Source organism: Candidatus Neomarinimicrobiota bacterium (assembly GCA_036476315.1).
Lineage (GTDB): Bacteria > Fidelibacterota > Marinisomatia > Marinisomatales > S15-B10 > JAZGBI01.
Window position 1 is genome coordinate 1 of the sequence record JAZGBI010000078.1, and the last position, 18,409, is coordinate 18,409.

Annotated in this window: 33 protein-coding genes; all 33 read left to right on the forward strand. The window is 51.9% G+C overall.

All coding sequences use genetic code 11. The annotated features are described in order from the left end of the window. Nucleotides 1–12: 12 nt before the first annotated feature. From tuf to hutU, 33 genes are read left to right on the forward strand one after another with little or no spacing between them, the layout of a single operon-like run. Nucleotides 13–1,203 carry an elongation factor Tu gene (gene tuf / locus V3U24_07910; protein MEE9167367.1) on the forward strand — a complete coding sequence of 397 codons (1,191 nt, stop codon included), beginning with the start codon at nt 13–15 and terminating at the stop codon, nt 1,201–1,203. A 12-nt stretch (nt 1,204–1,215) separates the two neighbouring features. Next, on the forward strand, nt 1,216–1,524 hold the full coding sequence (rpsJ, locus tag V3U24_07915) for a 30S ribosomal protein S10 (GenBank protein MEE9167368.1): 309 nt from the start codon (nt 1,216–1,218) through the stop codon (nt 1,522–1,524). A gap of 2 nt (nt 1,525–1,526) precedes the next feature. Further along, on the forward strand, nt 1,527–2,144 hold the full coding sequence (rplC, locus tag V3U24_07920) for a 50S ribosomal protein L3 (protein ID MEE9167369.1): 618 nt from the start codon (nt 1,527–1,529) through the stop codon (nt 2,142–2,144). 1 nt (nt 2,145) lies between these two features. Further along, on the forward strand, nt 2,146–2,775 hold the full coding sequence (gene rplD, locus V3U24_07925; protein MEE9167370.1) for a 50S ribosomal protein L4: 630 nt from the start codon (nt 2,146–2,148) through the stop codon (nt 2,773–2,775). Nucleotides 2,776–2,778: 3 nt separating this feature from the next. Beyond that, nucleotides 2,779–3,102, forward strand: a complete 324-nt coding sequence (gene rplW, locus V3U24_07930) for a 50S ribosomal protein L23 (GenBank protein MEE9167371.1) — start codon at nt 2,779–2,781, stop codon at nt 3,100–3,102. A gap of 3 nt (nt 3,103–3,105) precedes the next feature. After that, nucleotides 3,106–3,933, forward strand: coding sequence for a 50S ribosomal protein L2 (rplB, locus tag V3U24_07935; protein MEE9167372.1), 828 nt, complete (start codon nt 3,106–3,108; stop codon nt 3,931–3,933). Beyond that, nucleotides 3,933–4,202, forward strand: a complete 270-nt coding sequence (rpsS, locus tag V3U24_07940) for a 30S ribosomal protein S19 (protein MEE9167373.1) — start codon at nt 3,933–3,935, stop codon at nt 4,200–4,202. Before rplB ends, rpsS begins: the two co-directional genes overlap by 1 nt. 2 nt (nt 4,203–4,204) lie before the next feature. Continuing rightward, entirely contained in the window at nt 4,205–4,552 is a 348-nt protein-coding gene (gene rplV, locus V3U24_07945) for a 50S ribosomal protein L22 (GenBank protein ID MEE9167374.1), read from the forward strand. A gap of 11 nt (nt 4,553–4,563) precedes the next feature. Next, nucleotides 4,564–5,190 (forward strand): 30S ribosomal protein S3, encoded by a 627-nt coding sequence (gene rpsC / locus V3U24_07950; GenBank protein ID MEE9167375.1) that lies wholly within the window; start codon nt 4,564–4,566, stop codon nt 5,188–5,190. Beyond that, a complete protein-coding gene (rplP, locus tag V3U24_07955) occupies nt 5,190–5,609 on the forward strand; it encodes a 50S ribosomal protein L16 (protein MEE9167376.1) in 420 nt (139 codons plus the stop codon). The genes rpsC and rplP overlap by 1 nt, the downstream gene beginning before the upstream one ends. A gap of 2 nt (nt 5,610–5,611) precedes the next feature. After that, nucleotides 5,612–5,827 (forward strand): 50S ribosomal protein L29, encoded by a 216-nt coding sequence (gene rpmC / locus V3U24_07960; protein MEE9167377.1) that lies wholly within the window; start codon nt 5,612–5,614, stop codon nt 5,825–5,827. A 6-nt stretch (nt 5,828–5,833) separates the two neighbouring features. Continuing rightward, nucleotides 5,834–6,097 (forward strand): 30S ribosomal protein S17, encoded by a 264-nt coding sequence (gene rpsQ / locus V3U24_07965; protein ID MEE9167378.1) that lies wholly within the window; start codon nt 5,834–5,836, stop codon nt 6,095–6,097. Between the two features lie 30 nt (nt 6,098–6,127). Further along, a complete protein-coding gene (gene rplN, locus V3U24_07970) occupies nt 6,128–6,496 on the forward strand; it encodes a 50S ribosomal protein L14 (GenBank protein ID MEE9167379.1) in 369 nt (122 codons plus the stop codon). 1 nt (nt 6,497) lies between these two features. After that, nucleotides 6,498–6,806, forward strand: coding sequence for a 50S ribosomal protein L24 (rplX, locus tag V3U24_07975; protein MEE9167380.1), 309 nt, complete (start codon nt 6,498–6,500; stop codon nt 6,804–6,806). An 8-nt stretch (nt 6,807–6,814) separates the two neighbouring features. Further along, complete coding sequence (gene rplE / locus V3U24_07980) at nt 6,815–7,435, forward strand: 50S ribosomal protein L5 (protein ID MEE9167381.1); 621 nt, start codon at nt 6,815–6,817, stop codon at nt 7,433–7,435. Continuing rightward, complete coding sequence (locus V3U24_07985; GenBank protein ID MEE9167382.1) at nt 7,435–7,620, forward strand: type Z 30S ribosomal protein S14; 186 nt, start codon at nt 7,435–7,437, stop codon at nt 7,618–7,620. Before rplE ends, V3U24_07985 begins: the two co-directional genes overlap by 1 nt. A gap of 21 nt (nt 7,621–7,641) precedes the next feature. After that, complete coding sequence (rpsH, locus tag V3U24_07990) at nt 7,642–8,034, forward strand: 30S ribosomal protein S8 (GenBank protein ID MEE9167383.1); 393 nt, start codon at nt 7,642–7,644, stop codon at nt 8,032–8,034. 6 nt (nt 8,035–8,040) lie between these two features. After that, nucleotides 8,041–8,589, forward strand: a complete 549-nt coding sequence (gene rplF, locus V3U24_07995; GenBank protein MEE9167384.1) for a 50S ribosomal protein L6 — start codon at nt 8,041–8,043, stop codon at nt 8,587–8,589. Then, nucleotides 8,567–8,944, forward strand: coding sequence for a 50S ribosomal protein L18 (gene rplR / locus V3U24_08000; GenBank protein MEE9167385.1), 378 nt, complete (start codon nt 8,567–8,569; stop codon nt 8,942–8,944). The genes rplF and rplR overlap by 23 nt, the downstream gene beginning before the upstream one ends. Beyond that, nucleotides 8,932–9,459, forward strand: a complete 528-nt coding sequence (rpsE, locus tag V3U24_08005) for a 30S ribosomal protein S5 (protein MEE9167386.1) — start codon at nt 8,932–8,934, stop codon at nt 9,457–9,459. Before rplR ends, rpsE begins: the two co-directional genes overlap by 13 nt. Beyond that, complete coding sequence (rpmD, locus tag V3U24_08010; GenBank protein MEE9167387.1) at nt 9,449–9,649, forward strand: 50S ribosomal protein L30; 201 nt, start codon at nt 9,449–9,451, stop codon at nt 9,647–9,649. The genes rpsE and rpmD overlap by 11 nt, the downstream gene beginning before the upstream one ends. After that, on the forward strand, nt 9,646–10,086 hold the full coding sequence (gene rplO / locus V3U24_08015) for a 50S ribosomal protein L15 (protein ID MEE9167388.1): 441 nt from the start codon (nt 9,646–9,648) through the stop codon (nt 10,084–10,086). The genes rpmD and rplO overlap by 4 nt, the downstream gene beginning before the upstream one ends. Continuing rightward, on the forward strand, nt 10,083–11,420 hold the full coding sequence (secY, locus tag V3U24_08020) for a preprotein translocase subunit SecY (protein ID MEE9167389.1): 1,338 nt from the start codon (nt 10,083–10,085) through the stop codon (nt 11,418–11,420). The genes rplO and secY overlap by 4 nt, the downstream gene beginning before the upstream one ends. 7 nt (nt 11,421–11,427) lie before the next feature. Continuing rightward, nucleotides 11,428–12,186 carry a type I methionyl aminopeptidase gene (gene map / locus V3U24_08025; GenBank protein ID MEE9167390.1) on the forward strand — a complete coding sequence of 253 codons (759 nt, stop codon included), beginning with the start codon at nt 11,428–11,430 and terminating at the stop codon, nt 12,184–12,186. Continuing rightward, nucleotides 12,179–12,421 carry a translation initiation factor IF-1 gene (gene infA, locus V3U24_08030; GenBank protein MEE9167391.1) on the forward strand — a complete coding sequence of 81 codons (243 nt, stop codon included), beginning with the start codon at nt 12,179–12,181 and terminating at the stop codon, nt 12,419–12,421. The genes map and infA overlap by 8 nt, the downstream gene beginning before the upstream one ends. After that, nucleotides 12,421–12,534: a 50S ribosomal protein L36 gene (rpmJ, locus tag V3U24_08035; GenBank protein ID MEE9167392.1), complete on the forward strand. Its 114-nt coding sequence runs from the start codon at nt 12,421–12,423 to the stop codon at nt 12,532–12,534. Before infA ends, rpmJ begins: the two co-directional genes overlap by 1 nt. Nucleotides 12,535–12,536: 2 nt before the next feature. Next, entirely contained in the window at nt 12,537–12,920 is a 384-nt protein-coding gene (gene rpsM / locus V3U24_08040) for a 30S ribosomal protein S13 (protein ID MEE9167393.1), read from the forward strand. 13 nt (nt 12,921–12,933) lie between these two features. Next, a complete protein-coding gene (gene rpsK / locus V3U24_08045; GenBank protein MEE9167394.1) occupies nt 12,934–13,323 on the forward strand; it encodes a 30S ribosomal protein S11 in 390 nt (129 codons plus the stop codon). Between the two features lie 13 nt (nt 13,324–13,336). Next, nucleotides 13,337–13,954 (forward strand): 30S ribosomal protein S4, encoded by a 618-nt coding sequence (rpsD, locus tag V3U24_08050; GenBank protein MEE9167395.1) that lies wholly within the window; start codon nt 13,337–13,339, stop codon nt 13,952–13,954. A gap of 20 nt (nt 13,955–13,974) precedes the next feature. Then, nucleotides 13,975–14,946, forward strand: coding sequence for a DNA-directed RNA polymerase subunit alpha (locus V3U24_08055; GenBank protein MEE9167396.1), 972 nt, complete (start codon nt 13,975–13,977; stop codon nt 14,944–14,946). Between the two features lie 10 nt (nt 14,947–14,956). Further along, complete coding sequence (rplQ, locus tag V3U24_08060; GenBank protein MEE9167397.1) at nt 14,957–15,427, forward strand: 50S ribosomal protein L17; 471 nt, start codon at nt 14,957–14,959, stop codon at nt 15,425–15,427. Nucleotides 15,428–15,447: 20 nt separating this feature from the next. Beyond that, nucleotides 15,448–16,605: a family 10 glycosylhydrolase gene (locus tag V3U24_08065; GenBank protein MEE9167398.1), complete on the forward strand. Its 1,158-nt coding sequence runs from the start codon at nt 15,448–15,450 to the stop codon at nt 16,603–16,605. Nucleotides 16,606–16,613: 8 nt separating this feature from the next. Next, nucleotides 16,614–18,308: a urocanate hydratase gene (hutU, locus tag V3U24_08070; GenBank protein ID MEE9167399.1), complete on the forward strand. Its 1,695-nt coding sequence runs from the start codon at nt 16,614–16,616 to the stop codon at nt 18,306–18,308. Nucleotides 18,309–18,409 lie beyond the last annotated feature (101 nt).

Genomic DNA, 18,409 nt, shown 5'->3' on the forward strand with positions numbered 1-18,409 from the left:
GAGGAGGGCGTCATGGCAAAGGAGAAGTTTAAGCGAACGAAGCCGCACGTGAATGTAGGGACGATCGGTCATGTGGATCACGGGAAGACGATGTTGACGGCAGCGATGACGTTAGTTTTGAGCAAGCGGGGATTATCGGAGGTACGGACGTTTGACAGCATAGACAATGCGCCGGAGGAGCGTGAGCGAGGGATTACGATACAGACGGCGCATGTGGAGTATGAGAGCGATAAGCGTCATTATGCGCACATTGATTGTCCGGGGCATGCGGATTACATCAAGAACATGATAACGGGAGCGGCCCAGATGGATGGAGCGATACTGGTGGTATCGGCGGCGGATGGTCCCATGCCACAGACACGGGAGCATGTTTTGTTAGCACGTCAGGTAAACGTGCCTGCGATCGTGGTATTTTTAAACAAGACGGATCAGGTAGATGATCCTGAGTTAATAGAGTTAGTGGAGTTGGAGTTACGGGATTTATTGAACGAGTACGAGTTTCCGGGGGATGAGATTCCCATCATACGGGGGAGTGCGTTGGAGGCGTTAAACAATCCGGATGATGAGGAGAAGACGGCATGCATATTACAGATAGTGGAGTCGATAGACAGTTACATACCGGAGCCGGAGCGAGATATAGACAGGCCTTTTTTGATGCCGGTGGAGGATGTATTCAGTATAACGGGACGAGGGACAGTAGGGACGGGAAGGGTAGAGCGTGGAGTGGTGAAGGTAGGTGATGAGGTAGAGATAGTGGGTTTAGGAGCGTCGAGGAAGACGGTAGTGACGGGTGTGGAGATGTTTCGGAAGGAGTTGGATCAGGGACAGGCGGGGGACAATGCCGGGTTGTTGTTGAGGGGAGTGGAGAAGGAATGGTTGAAGCGAGGGATGGTGGTAGCGAAGCCCGGGAGCATCACGCCGCACACGAAGTTTGAGGCGAAGGTATACGTATTGAAGAAGGAAGAAGGGGGAAGACACACCCCTTTTTTCAATGGATACCGGCCGCAGTTTTATTTTCGCACGACGGATGTAACGGGAGTGGTAGAGTTACCTGAGGGGACGGAGATGGTGATGCCTGGTGACAACGTATCCGTATCGGTGGAGTTGATCAGTCCCATTGCCATGGAGAAGGAGTTGAGGTTTGCCATACGTGAAGGTGGTCGCACGGTGGGTGCCGGCGTTGTGACCAAGGTCATTGAGTAAAGGAGTATAGCGTTGGCTGGCCAATCCATACGAATCAGGTTGAAGGCATATGATCATAATCTTCTGGACAAATCGACGGAGAAGATCGTGAAAACGGTCAAGTCCACCGGAGCGGTGGTTTCAGGACCCATTCCGCTGCCCACGAACAGGACGGTTTATACGGTTCTGAGATCTCCACACGTGAACAAGAAGTCCCGGGAGCAGTTTCAGACGAAAATCCATAAGCGACTCATTGAGATCCTGAACGCCTCTCCCAAGACTGTCGATGCACTTATGAAACTCGATCTTTCGGCGGGAGTTGACATAGAAATCAAGGCCTAGCGGTGACAGGATTGATCGGTAGAAAAGTGGGAATGACTCGCCTGTTTGGTGAAGGAGGCATGAGTATTCCAGCCACACTGGTTCAAGTTGGACCGTGTGTGGTAACTCAGGTCAAAACCGAAGATTCCGATGGCTACTTCGCGATTCAACTGGGATACGGCGAACAAAAAGAGAAGCGGACAAACCGCCCCATGAAGGGACACTTCAAGAAAGCCGGTGTTTCTCCCAGAGTCCATCTGGAGGAGTTCCCTGCCTCAGGGGAGAAATTGCCGTCCCTGGGACAGGAGATTACAGTTTCCATATTCGGAGAGGGCGACATGGTTTCGGTTCGGGGTATCTCAAAAGGGAAAGGATTCACGGGTGTGGTGAAACGGTATGGATTCAGGGGAGGACCCAAGACGCACGGTCAGTCGAATCGCCTGAGAGCTCCCGGATCCATCGGTCAGTCGTCAGATCCGTCACGGGTCTGGCCCGGAATGAAGATGGCCGGCCGTCACGGGAATAAAACGGTTATCGTAAAGAATGTTGAGGTCCTCAAGGTAGATCACGAAAAAAACACCCTGTTTCTGAAGGGTCCGGTGCCGGGCTCGAAAAATGGGATCGTGACGGTTACGAAGTAATATGCAGTTTCAGGTTTACAATTCAGACGGCGAATCGACTTCCCGGGTGCGGGTTCACGACTCGGTTTTCAAGATCAAACCTGTTGAGGATGTGGTCTACCGCGCGGCGGTATCGGAAATGACCGGTAAGCGGCGTGGGACTCACGCCACCAAGAATCGTGCTGCCGTGAGAGGCGGGGGGCGAAAACCGTGGCGCCAGAAGGGGAGAGGGGTGGCAAGAGCCGGTTCTAATCGATCTCCATTGTGGCGGGGTGGCGGTGTCATTTTTGGACCCAGTCCCCGGGAGCATAGTTATCGACTTCCCAAAAAAATGAAGCGGCTGGCGCGGAGAAGTGTGCTTTCCCAACGCGCCATGGACAAAGAGATTTATGTCGTTGACAAAATTGAGTTTAAACACCCTAAGACGAAATCGTTCGTGGCAGTTCTGAGCAAAATGGGCCTCGATGAAAAGAAGATCACGTTTCTCCCAGGGGAGGTGAACAGGAATGTTCTTCTGTCAGCCAGAAATCTTCCGAACGTAAGGGTCGTGCCGGCAGCAGGGGCTTCCACCTATGATCTTCTGGACTGCGACGTCCTTCTTTTTGACAAAGCGGGGATCAAGAATCTTGAGGGTCAACTGACAACGGATTAGGTGATGGTTGTGGACCGACACATCCTTCTCAGGCCCCTGCTGACAGAAAAAGGGAGTCGCCTTGAAGAAAGCCAGGATACGTATACTTTTCAGGTGGATAAGCAGGCCAACAAGATCGAAATCAAGAGGGCCGTTGAGAAGAAGTTCAATGTGAAAGTGTCAAACGTCCGCACGGCCAACGTGAAAGGAAAACGAAAAGAGATGACCGTGCGAAGCGGTGGACACGTCATTCGCACCTCCGGGAAGAGATCGAACTGGAAAAAAGCGATGGTGACGCTTCAGAGTGGATTTACCATAGATCTCTACGGAGCAGAGAGCGAGGCTTAGGTCATGCCTGTAAAGAAATCGAAGCCAGTGACGCCCGGACAGAGACATAAGTCTGCTTCCACCTTCGAGGAGATTACCCGTTTGGGGCCTGAAAAAAGTCTCTTGCGTCCCTTGAAGAGATCGGGAGGGCGAAACAGCGGGGGAAGAATGACGGTCCGCCATCGGGGTGGCGGCCACAAACGCAATTACAGGATTGTAGATTTCAAGCGTGACAAGTTCGGCATTCCCGCCAGGGTAGCATCCGTCGAGTATGACCCCAATCGTTCTTGCCGCATCGGACTTCTTCATTATGTTGACGGGGAGAAGAGATATATCATCGCTCCTTACGGACTCAAAGTGGGGGAAACGGTGGTCTCCGGAAAGAAGGTCCCCATCAGGGTCGGAAACGCTACCGCGCTGAAGAATATTCCATCGGGCCTCGTGGTGCACAATGTTGAATTGGTGCCCGGCAAAGGCGGTCAGATGGTCCGGAGTGCGGGCACGCGAGCTCAGATAATGGCCAAGGACGCAGGGATGGTCTCCCTGAAGCTTCCCTCAGGTGAAATCAGAATGATCCACGAAGACTGCATGGCCACAATCGGGGAGGTGGGAAACAGAAGTCACGAAACGGTCATTTACGGTAAGGCGGGCAGAAGTCGATGGAAGGGACGGAGACCCTCGGTTAGAGGGGTTGCCATGAATCCTGTGGATCATCCCATGGGAGGAGGCGAGGGGAAGTCCTCGGGAGGTCGACATCCCACTACTCCATGGGGAAAGCCCACAAAAGGATACAAGACCCGGCGAAAGAATAAGGCTTCGGATCGATTCATCGTTAGAAGGAGAAATGAGTGATGTCCCGGTCTTTGAAAAAAGGTCCAAGCGTTGACGAGAAGTTACTGAAGAAAATCGAGAAGATGAGCGAAGGGAAGAAGAGAGTTATCAAAACTTGGTCAAGACAGTGCGTAATCACGCCCGAATTTGTGGGTCATACGCTGGCGGTCCATAACGGCAAGCACTTTATGCCGGTCTTCATTTCCGAGAACATGGTTGGACACAAGCTCGGGGAGTTTGCCCCTACCAGAACGTTCAGAGCGCATTCTGGAGACAGGAAGAAGATCTAGAGATGGAGTCGAGAGCTGAAGCGCGATCTATTCGTCAATCTGCGTCAAAGGTACGGAAAGTCCTGGAAACAGTACGGGGACAGGATGTTGAGACGGCTCTCAGCATTCTCCATTTCACTCCGTTAAAAGCGTCCGTAGTCATTGAGAAGACCATCCATTCTGCCGTGTCGAACATTTTACAGACTGAAGAGGGGAAAACTCTCGAGCCGGGAAATCTCTTCATCAAGGAGGCTTTCGTGGATGCAGGGCCAACCATGAAAAGATTTCGCCCTGCTGCGATGGGGAGAGCCTCGAGAATCCTCAAGAGGACAAGTCATTTGACAATCGTTTTGGGTGACAGCGCCAGCTAACCAGGCATAGCATGGGGCAGAAGACACATCCCACCGGTTTTCGACTGGGCATCAACAAGCCCTGGAGTTCGAACTGGTTCGCAAATCGAGAATTCGCCGACCTCGTGGCTGAAGACATTAAGTTGAGAAAATACGTGTTCAAGCGCCTACCGAACGCAGGGGTATCCAGGATCGATATTGACCGTACGTCAAGGATGGTTACCCTCACTATCCATACCTCTCGTCCAGGAATAGTCATCGGGAAAGGGGGAGAGGAGGTTGACCGGTTGAAGGAAGAGATTAAGAGACTGACGGATAGAGAGACTCAGGTGAATGTATCGGAAATCAAGCGTCCGGAGCTGGATGCCTATCTTGTGGGCGAGAATATCGCCCATCAACTCACGAGGAAGATCAATTATCGTCGAGCGGTCAAGAAGGCTATCCAGTCGGCGATGAGAATGGGGTCGGAGGGTATCAGAATACGAGTAGCCGGCCGCCTGGGGGGAGCGGAAATTGCCCGGTCGCAGACGTTTCATGAGGGAAAGGTTCCTCTTCAGACGCTTCGTTCTGATATCGATTTCGCCATTGCCGAGGCTCGTACCACTTATGGCAAAATCGGCATCAAGGTGTGGATTTGCAGTGGGGAGATACCCACCTGATGCTAGAGCCTGGAAAAGTGAAATGGCGCAAACACCATCGCGGGAGGCGAAAGGGCCTTGCCACGAGAGGGAATCACGTTGTTTATGGCAGCTATGGCCTGAAGACGACTGAACCCGGTTGGATTACCGCGCGTCAGATTGAAGCTGCACGTGTGGCCATCATTCGCAGGATCAGAAAGCACGGCAGGATGTGGATTCGAATTTTTCCCGACAAACCGGTGACCAAGAAGCCGGCAGAAGTTCGCATGGGCAAGGGCAAGGGACCCCCTGACCATTGGGTGGCGGTGGTGAAACCGGGTCGAGTCCTTTTTGAGATCGAAGGGGTGGACAGAGATCTCGCAGCGGAGGCTTTCAGAATCGCGGGATTCAAGCTCCCGGTAAGGACAAGACTTACGGAAAGACGGGAATCGGGGAGCTAGGGGTGAAACGGGAAGAACTGCGACAGATTTCCGAGGACGAGCTGAGATCCAGACTGGTTCAGGATCTGGAAGAGCTGGAAAACCTTCGGTTTCAGAAGGCGCTCCAGCAGCTGGAGAATCCTTTGAGAATTCGTCATTTGAGAAGAGAAATAGCGCAGATCAAGACCATTCTCCGGGAGATTCAACTGAGTATCAGGCAACCGGGGGGTGGGGAATAGTGCCGCATGAATGCTAGAGGAAAGAAGCAGGTCCTCGAGGGACGCGTCGTCAGCGACAAAATGGAGAAGACAGTCCTGGTGGAGGTTTTCCGCCGTTTTCGCCATCCCGTATACGGGAAGTATGTCAGAAAGAAGAAAAAATATGCGGCTCATGTTGAAAACCAAGAGTGTCGTGCAGGAGATACAGTGAGGATCATTTCTTCCCGCCCAATTAGCAAGCGGAAGCGGTGGCGCGTCATAGAAGTGATCAGAAAAGCCAAGGGAAGCTAGCAACAACACAAACCATCTTGAGAATACGTAATGATTCAGACGGAAACTCGGCTGAAAGTGGCAGACAATACGGGCGCAAAAGAAGTGTTATGCTTCAAAGTACTTGGAGGGACGCGCCGTCGTTATGCCACGTTGGGGGACACGGTGGTTGTGACAGTAAAGCAGGCGATGGCGGGAGGCATGGTTAAGAAAGGGGACATTTCGAGGGCGGTGATTGTAAGAACGAGGAAAGAAGTACGGAGGATTGACGGTTCTTATGTCCGATTCGATGATAACGCCGCAGTTCTGCTCACGGAAAAAGGGGAACCGCTGGGGACGAGAATATTCGGGCCCGTGGCCCGGGAGTTGAGAGACAAGGGGTATATGAAGATCGTGTCCATGGCCCCAGAGGTGATATAAGATGCATATCAAGAAAGGAGACACAATCGTCGTGATCTCCGGGGATAGCCGCGGTAAGAAGGGGAAAGTGCTGAGGATTTCGCCAGAGAACAATCGTCTGATTGTTGAGGGAGTGAATTTTGTGAAGCGTCACACGAAAGCGTCACAGCAGAATCCGCAGGGAGGCATCATAGAGAAGGAGGCCCCCATCCACATTTCAAATGTGATGCTTTTTGTTGACGGTGTTCGAACTCGTTCCGCGAAACGATTTCTGGATACGGGAAGAAAAGTTCGAGTGTCAAGGAAAACCGGAGAAGACATCGATTCATAGGTAGAATTGTGGCAAGCGAGAGAGGGAACGGCTATGATCCAAACCTTCTGACCCGGTACCGCGAGACGGTGATCCCGGCGCTGAAGGAAAAACTGGGCTACACCAATACGTTTGAAGTCCCGAAGCTCGAGAAGATTTCGTTGAATATGGGTCTCGGCAAATCCAGGGACGAACCCGCTTCGTTTGAACATGCTCTTGATGATCTCGCGACCATAACGGGTCAGAAGAGTGTGGTGACCAAGGCGAGAAAGGCCATCGCCAGCTTCAAACTGAGAGCGAACGATCCAGTTGGATGCAGAGTGACACTCAGGCACTGGCGCATGTATGAATTCCTGGAGCGTTTCATCGCCATCGCACTTCCCAGAGTACGAGATTTTAGGGGGTTTTCCGTCAAATCTTTCGATGGAAGAGGAAATTTGAGTATCGGAATCGAAGAGCAGATAGTGTTCCCGGAAATTGACTATGACAAGACTGACAAGATCCGTGGGCTTGAGGTTACCATAGTAACGACGGCGGAAAGTGACGGAGAGGCATATGAACTTCTTTCGGCTCTCGGCTTTCCGTTTCGGGAACCGAATAAATTCAGAAAGGAGGCTCCTGAGGTTGATGAAACCGAGGAGGGTTCGTAATGGCCAGAAAAGCACTCGTCGTCAGGGCGTCGCGTAAGCCCAAATTCAGTACACGAAAAACCAATCGGTGTGCAAATTGCGGCCGCTCACGGTCATATGTCCGCCGATTCGGGCTTTGCCGCCTATGTTTTCGAGAACTTGCCCTGAAAGGCGAGATACCCGGAGTCACCAAGGCAAGCTGGTAACCAGGAGTTAGAAAAGTGACCATGACCGATCCAATCGCGGACCTTTTGACCAGAATCCGCAACGCGCAAAGCGCTGGGGCCCGGTGGGTTGACATACCCTTGTCAATCCTCAAGAAGAGGGTACTTTTTATTCTGCGGGAAGAGAGCTATATCGAAGATTTTATCATCATTAGTGAGCCAGTGAGAAAAAAGCTGAGAGTGTTCCTGAGATACGATCGAAATGGCGACCCGGTCATCAGCCACATTAAGCGAGTTAGCAAACCTGGTAGGCGTGTATATGCCAGGGCTGAGGAAATACCGAGAGTGCTCGATGGTCTCGGCATCGCCATTCTGACCACGTCCAGAGGAGTCATGTCCGACAAGGTTGCCCGCAGGCTGAATGTAGGCGGTGAAATCATTTGTAACGTCTGGTAGCGGGATATGTCGAGGGTAGGAGAAAAGCCAATTCAGGTTCCTGACGGTGTCACCGTTTCGGTGGATGGGCGTCTCGTTTCCGTGATGGGCCCCAGAGGGACACTTCAAACGGGCTTTGGGGGAGACATGGTGATCAAACAAAGTGGCGGTGAACTGGCGGTGGAGCGACAGTCCGACAGTAAGTCTCAGCGTTCACTCCACGGTACGGTGAGAGCTATTCTCTCCAACATGGTTGAGGGGGTCACAACGGGGTTCAGCAAGGAGCTTCAGGTATTGGGTGTTGGATACACTGCGAACATGGAAGGAAAAGGGTTAAGACTTGCCGTGGGCTATTCTCATGACATCTATCTTGTGCCACCTAACGCGGTTGAAATCAAGGCAAGCAGAAACTCTATCACCGTCTCCGGAATCGATAAGCAGCTGGTGGGTCAGGTAGCCGCGAAAATAAGATCCTTCAGACCTCCCGAACCGTATAAAGGTAAGGGAATCCGTTACAGCGACGAATATGTTCGGATAAAAAAAGGAAAAACAATTGGTGGTGAGGAAGCAGACTGATAAAGTTAGAAGACGGCAACGACGACGTCTTCGGAGCAAGAAAGCTCTCTTTGGTTCTTCCCACCGATACCGTCTGGTCGTCTATCGGAGTTTGAAACACATCTACGGACAGATTGTGGATGACCTGAAGGGGGAGACTCTGGTTGCATCTTCTTCCCTGGAAAAGGATATGGACGGCAGGCTCAAAGAGGCGAAGACGAAGGTTGAGAAAAGCACGGTTGTGGGAGTCGTTCTGGCGGAAAAGGCAAAAGGGAAGAAAATCAAGAAAGTTGTCTTTGACAGGAATGGTTTTCTTTATCACGGAAGGGTAAAGGCGCTGGCAGAAGGCGCCAGATCTGGAGGATTGGAATTTTGACTCCAGTTGATCCAACGGAACTTGATCTTCAGGAAGAGACGGTTATCAAAGTCAACCGCGTGGCGAAGGTGGTTGCCGGCGGCCGCCGATTTCGATTCGGTGCTCTCGTGGTTGTGGGGGACGCAAAAGGGCACGTAGGTCTCGGCTATGGGAAAGCGAATGAGGTCCTTTCCGCTATTTCCAAGGGGAAGGAGGATGCAAAGAAGAACATATTCCGTGTCCCCATAGTCCGGGGAACCATCCCCCACAAAATCATCGGCAAGTTTGGCGCCAGCCGCGTGATGCTTAAACCGGCGGCACCCGGCACCGGAATCATTGCGGGAAGTGCTGTCAGAGCTCTGGTGAAACAGGCTGGAATAACAGATATTTTGACAAAACGTTATGGGTCGTCCAATGCGAACAATATCGTAAGGTCAACGGAGGTTGCTCTGAGAAATCTCCAGGATCCCGTTACCATAGCCAACCGACGCGGCATAACGTTGAGAGAGGTTTTTGGTTCCAGGAATGACGGATAAGAGGTTTCCGAAAAAGCTGAAGATAACCCAGGTGAGGAGTATCATCGGCCAGCGAAAGAAAGCGCGGCGGACGGTAGCTGCCCTCGGATTAGGAAGGGTGAATCGGACCGTGCTTCACGCCGACACACCCGAAATAAAAGGGATGATTCGGGTGGTGGATCATCTGGTCAGAGTGGAGGAGGTAAAGTGAGGCTGGATTCGCTCAGGTCCTCCCAAGGCGTCCAGAAGGGTAGGAAACGGATTGGTAGAGGTCAGGGGTCCGGGAAGGGTCAAACATCGGGCCGAGGGACCAAAGGGTATCATTCCCGTTCCGGAAGCAAACGGCGTGCCTGGTACGAAGGCGGTCAGATGCCTCTCCAGAGGCGTGTGCCTAAGCGCGGATTCTCCAATGCGCGTTTCAAGCGCTCCTACCAGATTGTGAATCTGTCGCGAATAGCGACCCTGGGGCTTTCTGAGATTGATATTCTTACAATGAAAGATCACGGTCTTGTGAAGGCTGCCTCGAAACCCGTGAAAGTTCTGGCCGAGGGTGAACTGCTGTCATCAATTGTTGTCTCGGCGAATGCGTTCAGCCGGAAAGCTGTGGAGAAAATTGAAAAGGCCGGAGGAGAGGCGGTCGTGGTATGATCGAGAAGTTCAAGAATATTGGTAACATCCCCGAGCTTCGGAAACGAATCCTGTTCACCCTGTCTGTGTTGATTATTGTCAGAATTGGGGCTCACATTCCCATTCCCGGTGTTAACAGCGAAGCGCTGGGAGCGGCAATTCAGAATTTCGAGAATACACTTTTCGGTCTGTACGATTTGTTTGCCGGAGGGGCGTTTCAGAAAGCCACGCTATTTGCTCTCGGAATCATGCCTTACATTTCTTCATCCATTATTATCCAGCTGATGGGAGTGGTGGTCCCTTATTTTCAGAGACTGCAGAAAGAGGGGGAGGAAGGTCGGAAAAAGATTACACAGCTCACCCGCTACGGGACTGTCTTAATTTCGTTACTGCAGGCGTATGGCGTGTCCATATTCCTGGAAAATCTCGAGGCGACGGTTGCAGGGGGACAGTTGATGGTGGTGGCCGAACCCGGGCTCGGTTTCAGGTTCACGACGGTGATCTCCCTGGTCACGGGCACTTTATTCATCATGTGGTTGGGGGAACAGATTACGGAGCGCGGCATCGGCAACGGGATTTCACTCATCATAATGATCGGAATCATGGCCCGTTTTCCCAACGTGGTCATCACCGAAGTCTCCCTGATTCAGGAAGAGGTGAGAGGTCCCCTGACAGAGATTGTTCTCCTGGGAATCATGTTTGCGGTTGTCGGCTTCGTGGTGCTCCTTACTCAGGGGACAAGAAAGATTCCCGTCCAATATGCGAAGCGGATCATAGGTCGCAAGGTTTACGGTGGCCAAGCGACTCATATTCCCATGCGGGTTAACACGGCTGGAGTGATGCCCATCATTTTCGCTCAGTCCATTATGTTCTTGCCCAGTACAATTGCCACGTTCTTCCGAGACAGTGCGTTCATTCAGGGACTCATGCGGTTGTTTTCGTTCGACCACTGGTTCTACTGGCTGGTTTTCGGACTCCTCATCGTTTTCTTCACCTACTTTTATACTGCCATAGCGTTTAATCCTGTCGATGTAGCCGATAACATGAAGAAGTACGGTGGGTTCATTCCCGGTGTTCGCCCCGGGAAGAAGACTTCGGAATTCATCGATAACATCTTGACGAAGGTGACGCTTCCCGGATCCGTCTTTCTGGCGTTGGTGGCGATCTTCCCGTATGTCCTCATGAATGCGATGGATGTGGGGTACAATCTTGCGTCATTTTTTGGCGGCACCAGCCTCCTCATCATTGTGGGAGTGGCTCTTGACACACTGCAGCAGGTCGAATCACACCTCCTCATGCGTCACTATGACGGATTTCTGAAGAAAGGCAAGATACGGGGTCGGAGGAGGTTTTGAGGCACTGATGGTCAACATAAGAAGCAAAGGAGAAATAGACCGAATCGGAAAAAGCGGCCGCGTGGTCTTCGACACGCTCAACCTTCTGGAAAATTACATTGTCCCCGGTTCCACGGGTGAGGAGCTGAATCGACTGGCGGAGGAATACATTCGGTCACAAGGATATGTTCCCGCTTTCAATGGATACATGGGATACCCGGCCACTCTCTGCGTTTCCATAAACGATGCTGTGGTTCACGGGATCCCGGATAGACGGCAATTTCGAGATGGGGACATTGTGAGCATTGACTGTGGTGTGGTGAAGGACGGCTACTATGGGGACAGTGCCCGAACTTTCGCAGTGGGAGAGGTTTCCGAGGAGGTGGAGAAATTGCTGGACGTGACGGAGAAATCGCTGTACAGGGGGATAGAAAAGGCGGTTGTGGGGAACCATGTGTCCGATATCGGACATTCCATTCAGGAATACGTGGAAGAGTTTGGATTTAGTATTGTCCGAGAACTCGTAGGTCACGGCATCGGGACCGAGCTTCATGAAGAACCCCAGATTCCAAATTTCGGTGAGCCCGGACGGGGGACAATCCTGAAAGAAGGTATGTGTCTGGCCATCGAGCCCATGGTGAACCTGGGACTGAAAGAGATCTACACGAAACCTGACGGATGGACCATTTGTACGAAGGACGGGAAACCGTCTGCCCATTTCGAACACACGGTTGTTGTGACAAGCGATGAGGCGAGAATATTGAGCAACGGGACTCTCGATGGATAAGAACAGAGCCATCACCACCACCGGCATCGTCCGGGAAACACTTCCCAACGCAATGTTTCAAGTTGACGTGGAAATTGGGGGCAAACATCATGTCGTGGTGGCCCACGTGGCCGGGAAAGCGAGGCTGCAGACCGTAAAGATGCTGCCCGGTGATCTTGTGACCCTTGAAATCTCACGCTACGATCTTTCAAGGGGAAGAATTATCCAGCGCGACAGGAAAGAGAGATCAAGATAGTGAAAGTGAGAAGTTCCGTCCGAAAGATGTGTGAAAGATGCAAAATCGTCCGCAGAAAGGGAGTGGTTCGGGTCATCTGTGTAAATCTGAAACATAAGCAAAGACAGGGTTAAATATGGCGCGCATTTCAGGAGTCGATCTTCCGAAGGACAAGAAAGTTGAATATGCTTTGTGCAGTATCTTTGGTATCGGTCATACCACCTCCTCGCAGATTCTTGAGGACTCGAAAGTGGATGGTGACATCCGGGTCAAAGACCTGAGTGAGAAACAGATCACGTCCATACGCGAGTTCGTGGGCAAAAGAAAGGTTGAAGGTGAACTCCGGTCAGAAACGACCATGAATATCAAGCGGATCATGGATATAGGATCCTACAGGGGTCTCAGGCACAGGAGGGGTATGCCCGTCAACGGGCAGAGGACGAAAACGAATGCCAGGACACGCAAGGGGAGGCGAAAGACTGTGGGACTAGGCAAGCGATCCGTAGGGAAGAAAGGATAGTCCAGAAAGAATCATGGCAAAGCCGAAACGAAAGAAAAAGAAGAAGAAGGGACAGGTCGCACCGGAAGGAATCGCTCACATCAAGGCAACCTTCAACAATACGATAGTGACTCTCACCGATCTCAACGGAAACGTGATCTCCTGGGCCAGTGCGGGCACTGCAGGATTCAAGGGATCTCGCAAGAGCACACCGTTTGCCTCGCAGAGAGCGGCTCAGAAAGCAGCTCGCGAGGCGATGGATCTCGGTCTGGTGACCGTTGAAGTAAGAGTGAAAGGGCCTGGCTCCGGAAGAGAGCCGGCAATTCGCTCCCTCGGAGTGGAAGGACTCGAGATTACGGCGATCAGGGATGTCACTCCCATTCCTCATAACGGTTGTCGACCTTCCAAGCGAAGACGTGTTTGAGGAGAGATGACAAATGGCCAGGTATAGAGGTCCCAAAGCAAAGATTGCCAGGAAATTCGGTGAAAATATCTTTGGCAATCCCAAAGTTGGAAAAATCCTGGAAAGGAAGAACTATCCCCCGGGTCAGCACGGTCAATCCAGGAGACGGAGGTTGTCCAATTACGCAATCCAGCTGCGGGAGAAGCAGAAGATAAAATATGCTTATGGTCTTCTGGAACGTCAGTTCAGGAAATATTTCGCAAAAGCCGAGCAACTGAAAGGTGAAACGGGGATTAATCTACTGCAACTCCTCGAACGCCGGTTAGACAATATCGTTTATCGTTTGGGTTTCGCGCCTACGCGAATGGCAGCTCGTCAGCTGGTTGGACACAAGCACTTTCTGGTGAATGAAAAACCCGTGAACATTCCTTCTTACCTCGTTTCTGCTGGAGATGAGATCCGGGTAAGGGAGAAGAGTCGCAAGCTGACGGTCATTCATGATTCTGTTAAACAGGTGAGAGGCGACCTGGATCTACCCTGGCTTTCTCTGGACAAGGCGAGCTTGTTGGGTAAGGTCCTCAATGTACCGGATCGGGATCAACTGGATGAAACTTTCAAAGTCCAGCTGGTCGTTGAACTGTACTCAAAGTAATCTGGAAAAGGGAGATAAGCATGTCAAACAATGGCGAGTTCAGTTTTCACATAGACGAAAAATCACTAACGGACACGTACGGAAGATTCATACTTGAGCCTCTGAATCGGGGGTTTGGCATTACTGTAGGGAATGCACTCCGCCGAATTCTTATGACCAGTATTCCAGGCGCCGCGATCATTTCGGTGAGAATCGATGGGATTCTCCATGAGTTTGGGACGGTCGAAGGGGTTGTCGATGACATGGCAGATATTATCCAGAACCTGAAAAAGGTTCGATTCAAACTCAATGATCCGAATCCCGATAGGATTCAGTTAAGTTTCACGGGGGAAGGTGATTTTACGGCGAAGGATATCGATGATGCTTCAGAGCAGTACGAGGTAATGAATCCTGATCTCCACCTCGCGACGCTGAACGGGAACGCCAACTTCACTGTTGAGCTCCAGGTGGGAGTAGGAAAAGGATACGTGGATGCTGACAGTCATCAGAGGATTGATTCACCCATAGGTACCATCTTTATCGATTCCATTTTCAATCCCGTCACAAGAGTGCAGTATGATGTGGAACCGGTCTCGTCAGCCAAGGACAATCTGGAGAGACTGTTGGTTGAAGTCCATGTTGACGGCACGACCTCTCCTGACGATGCGGTGAATTATGCGGCCAGTGTACTGATCGATCTTTTCAGGCAGTTTTTGATTTCCGGGGCAAAGCCCGTACTGAAGGTGACCGAAGAGATCGACGAGGAGGATCTCCGCGTCCGAGATCTCCTCAATCGGACGATTGACGAGATGGAGTTGTCCGTTAGAAGTCACAATTGCCTTCAAGCCGCTGGGATTGAGCGAATCTCTGACTTGGTTTCCAAGGAAGAAACCGAAATGCTGCAGTACAAGAACTTCGGCCGCAAATCCCTTTCTGAGCTTGTGGAGAAGCTGGGAGAAATGGGCCTCTCCTTCGGAATAGACGTGGACAAGTACCTGATGCCCGAGAGTTGAGAGTCGTACAGTGAGGCATTATAAGCGCGGAAGGAAACTGGGTCGGCGGACAGGTCACCGGAAAGCAATGCTATCGGGCCTTGCGACCGCACTGATTGAACACAAACGCATCAGAACTACGGATGCTAAGGCGAAGGAAACACGCAAGTTTATTGAGCCATTGATCACCCGGGCGAGAAGAGGCACATTGCACGATCGACGCCAGATTCTCCGGAAACTGCATCGTCCGGAAGTCGTGAAGACGCTTGTCGACGAAATCGCTCCCAACTACCAGGACCGGCCAGGCGGATATACTCGCATCGTGAAGCTCGGATTTCGTGATAACGACAATGCTCCTGTCTCGCTGCTGGAATTCGTCGATCTTATCGATCTGGAAGACACCTCATCGAAACGGGAGTCGAAAGCGAAGAAGAAAACGAAAAAGGGCACCAAGAAAGCCGAATCTTCTCAAGAGGAGAATTCCCGCCAGGAATCTGACTAAGCTGAAGGTTTGATCATTAAATGATTCATCATGTAAAGGCAACTCTCAGGGTTGCCTTTTTTGTTATCCCTGTTTTCCTTTCGTGCCTCTTGGCTGAGGGAAATCCTGCCCTACCTTTCAGGGCACTCTGGATGGTTCGAACGTCGATGACCTCGCGTGTGGAGATCGACAGGGCGATCCGATTTGCCGCGAGATATGGCTTCAACCATCTTTTTGTGCAGGTAAGGGGGCGGGATGATGCGTTCTATGATAGCCGACTGGTCCCGAGAACTGACGCTATCAGCGATGACGGTCTGGACCCGCTCAAGTACGCCATTCTCAAGGGCCATGAGATGGGACTGAAGGTTCATGCGTGGATGAACGTGTACCTGGTCTGGTCTTCCAATGCAAATCCGGAAAACCGGAGCCATATCCTTCGTCGATATCCCGATTGGGAGGATGAGAGGTTGAACGGAAGAAGCACGTCGGCTCCGGGAAATTCTACTCACCGTTTTCTTTCCCCTCTTCATCCTGGGGTCAACCAATACCTTCTGATGGTTTTCAAAGAAGTTCTCACCCAGTACGATGTCGACGGGCTTCATCTGGACTATATAAGATACGGGGACTCTGATTATGGCTATAACGGGATGGGGAGAGCCGGTTTTGAACGAGAATATGGTATTGATCCCCTCGTACTTAGCCGGGGTGCTGAAGCAGAATCGGCAGACGCGGGGAAGGACGAGAGACGGTTTCTATGGGAACAGTGGAATCGATACCGGCGGGACTCCGTGACCGAACTTGTCAGACGGTGCAATTCACTAATCCTGGATGTGAATCCCGTCTGCATCCTGTCGGCGGCCGTAAAACCCGAACCCGCTGTGGCGAAGTCCCGGTTTTTCCAGGAGTGGGATAGGTGGCTGGCCGAGGGTCTTGTGGATTTCGTGGTCCCCATGAATTACACGCCAAACCTGACGGAATTTGCGCGAAATATCGACAGGATACATGAGTCGATTCCAACCAGGTATTGGCCTGGAATCATTATGGGGATTGCCATATATAACCAGAACGCTCTCGATGCCAGAGACAAGATAAGATATGCCAGGATCGTGGGATTCCCCGGGATTTCACTCTTTTCATACGATTCTCGCAAGAACGATCCAGAATTCTTTTTGCCGATTGCGGAAGAAATTCGAAGGTGAGGTGACCCATGAGCAAAACTCGGACCGTCAGATCTCCCACGGGCGGTACCCTCCACTGCAAAGGTTGGCAGCAGGAGGCTGCCTTCCGGATGATTCAGAACAACCTGGATCCCGACGTAGCGGAGAAACCCGAAGAACTTATCGTGTATGGGGGCACAGGAAAGGCCGCACGGAATTGGGACTGTTTTGATGCGATCATAAGATCATTAAAATCGCTCGGAGACAACGAAACTCTGCTTATTCAGTCGGGGAAACCTGTTGGGATTTTCCGCACGCATCACTACGCCCCCCGTGTGCTTATGGGGAACTCACTCCTGGTGCCAAAATGGGCCACATGGGACCACTTTCGGGAGTTGGACAGGCGTGGATTGATGATGTATGGTCAGATGACCGCGGGAAGCTGGATCTACATTGGTACACAGGGCATTCTGCAAGGCACATACGAAACGTTCGCCTCGGCCGCCAGGCAGCATTTCAACGGTAATCTCAGAGGCCGGTTGATTCTCACCGCCGGTCTCGGGGGAATGGGAGGAGCTCAACCTCTTGCTGGGACGATGAATGAAGCAGTGATCATAGCCGTTGAGGTGGATCGGGAGAGAATTCAGCGGCGGCTTGATACGGGATATGTCGATACCATGGCGGAATCCCTGGACGACGCACTGAAGATCGCCCGGGATGCCCAATCCAGAAAAGAGACGAGGTCCATCGGACTCCTGGGGAATGCCGCCGACGTCGTTCCTGAATTCGTCAGGCGAGGGATTGTCCCGGACATGGCTACGGACCAGACCTCCGCCCATGATGAGTTGAATGGATATGTACCAAATGGAATTCCCTACGAACAGGCATTGTCCCTCAGAAAATCCGACCCTGGCCAATACACTGACCTTGCCCTTCGAGCCATGGCTGTTCATTGTCGTGCCATGGTTGATCTCCGGAAAATGGGCTCCACCGTTTTCGACTACGGAAACAACCTTCGAGGACAGGCCCTCAGAGCAGGTGTGGAAAATGCGTTCGACTATCCCGGCTTTATTCCGGCTTACATCCGCCCACTGTTCTGTGAGGGAAAGGGTCCGTTCAGGTGGGTAGCCCTTTCAGGAGATCCGGAGGATATTCGAAGGACGGACGAGAAGGTTCTTGAACTTTTTCCACACGATAAATCATTGTGCCGATGGATTGAGATGGTTCAGGACAAGGTGCACTATCAGGGCCTTCCTGCAAGAATTTGTTGGCTGGGGTATGGCGACAGGTCGAAATTCGGACTTGCGATCAACGAACTTGTTGCAAAGGGTGAGATCTCGGCTCCCGTCGTTATCGGACGTGACCATCTCGATACGGGGTCGGTTGCGTCGCCCTATCGAGAGACTGAGGGGATGAAAGACGGGAGTGATGCCGTCGCGGACTGGCCCATTTTGAATGCTCTCCTGAACACCGCAAGCGGCGCCAGCTGGGTTTCTGTCCATCATGGTGGAGGCGTGGGGATGGGACTGGCAATCCATGCCGGACAGGTGATCGTTGCCGATGGAACCCGGGAAATGGCAGAACGACTGGAAAGGGTGCTTGAAAACGACCCGGGAATCGGTATCGCCAGACACGCCGACGCAGGATACGAGAGGGCACGGGAGAATGCCAGGAAGTGGGGAATTGACTTACCAATGGATCATCCGGGACCAAGGGCCCCCGTATCCCGACAGTTGTCGGGATAAGCTCCCCACGGGCAGGCAAGATATGAGAGCCAAAAGCCAAGAGCCAAGAACCAAGTATCAAGAACCAAGTATTAAGGACCAAGTGACAAGTAAGGAGTCAC

What these genes read in the sequence shown, in the direction of transcription:
- tuf (MEE9167367.1), top strand. Translation starts at nt 13, where the DNA reads ATGGCAAAGGAGAAGTTTAAGCGAACGAAGCCGCACGTGAATGTAGGG.
- rplD (MEE9167370.1), top strand. Translation starts at nt 2,146, where the DNA reads ATGCAGTTTCAGGTTTACAATTCAGACGGCGAATCGACTTCCCGGGTG.
- rplW (MEE9167371.1), top strand. Translation starts at nt 2,779, where the DNA reads ATGGTTGTGGACCGACACATCCTTCTCAGGCCCCTGCTGACAGAAAAA.
- rplB (MEE9167372.1), top strand. Translation starts at nt 3,106, where the DNA reads ATGCCTGTAAAGAAATCGAAGCCAGTGACGCCCGGACAGAGACATAAG.
- rpsS (MEE9167373.1), top strand. Translation starts at nt 3,933, where the DNA reads ATGTCCCGGTCTTTGAAAAAAGGTCCAAGCGTTGACGAGAAGTTACTG.
- rplV (MEE9167374.1), top strand. Translation starts at nt 4,205, where the DNA reads ATGGAGTCGAGAGCTGAAGCGCGATCTATTCGTCAATCTGCGTCAAAG.
- rpsC (MEE9167375.1), top strand. Translation starts at nt 4,564, where the DNA reads ATGGGGCAGAAGACACATCCCACCGGTTTTCGACTGGGCATCAACAAG.
- rplP (MEE9167376.1), top strand. Translation starts at nt 5,190, where the DNA reads ATGCTAGAGCCTGGAAAAGTGAAATGGCGCAAACACCATCGCGGGAGG.
- rpsQ (MEE9167378.1), top strand. Translation starts at nt 5,834, where the DNA reads ATGAATGCTAGAGGAAAGAAGCAGGTCCTCGAGGGACGCGTCGTCAGC.
- rplN (MEE9167379.1), top strand. Translation starts at nt 6,128, where the DNA reads ATGATTCAGACGGAAACTCGGCTGAAAGTGGCAGACAATACGGGCGCA.
- rplX (MEE9167380.1), top strand. Translation starts at nt 6,498, where the DNA reads ATGCATATCAAGAAAGGAGACACAATCGTCGTGATCTCCGGGGATAGC.
- V3U24_07985 (MEE9167382.1), top strand. Translation starts at nt 7,435, where the DNA reads ATGGCCAGAAAAGCACTCGTCGTCAGGGCGTCGCGTAAGCCCAAATTC.
- rpsH (MEE9167383.1), top strand. Translation starts at nt 7,642, where the DNA reads ATGACCGATCCAATCGCGGACCTTTTGACCAGAATCCGCAACGCGCAA.
- rplF (MEE9167384.1), top strand. Translation starts at nt 8,041, where the DNA reads ATGTCGAGGGTAGGAGAAAAGCCAATTCAGGTTCCTGACGGTGTCACC.
- rpmD (MEE9167387.1), top strand. Translation starts at nt 9,449, where the DNA reads ATGACGGATAAGAGGTTTCCGAAAAAGCTGAAGATAACCCAGGTGAGG.
- secY (MEE9167389.1), top strand. Translation starts at nt 10,083, where the DNA reads ATGATCGAGAAGTTCAAGAATATTGGTAACATCCCCGAGCTTCGGAAA.
- map (MEE9167390.1), top strand. Translation starts at nt 11,428, where the DNA reads ATGGTCAACATAAGAAGCAAAGGAGAAATAGACCGAATCGGAAAAAGC.
- infA (MEE9167391.1), top strand. Translation starts at nt 12,179, where the DNA reads ATGGATAAGAACAGAGCCATCACCACCACCGGCATCGTCCGGGAAACA.
- rpsM (MEE9167393.1), top strand. Translation starts at nt 12,537, where the DNA reads ATGGCGCGCATTTCAGGAGTCGATCTTCCGAAGGACAAGAAAGTTGAA.
- rpsK (MEE9167394.1), top strand. Translation starts at nt 12,934, where the DNA reads ATGGCAAAGCCGAAACGAAAGAAAAAGAAGAAGAAGGGACAGGTCGCA.
- rpsD (MEE9167395.1), top strand. Translation starts at nt 13,337, where the DNA reads ATGGCCAGGTATAGAGGTCCCAAAGCAAAGATTGCCAGGAAATTCGGT.
- V3U24_08055 (MEE9167396.1), top strand. Translation starts at nt 13,975, where the DNA reads ATGTCAAACAATGGCGAGTTCAGTTTTCACATAGACGAAAAATCACTA.
- V3U24_08065 (MEE9167398.1), top strand. Translation starts at nt 15,448, where the DNA reads ATGATTCATCATGTAAAGGCAACTCTCAGGGTTGCCTTTTTTGTTATC.
- hutU (MEE9167399.1), top strand. Translation starts at nt 16,614, where the DNA reads ATGAGCAAAACTCGGACCGTCAGATCTCCCACGGGCGGTACCCTCCAC.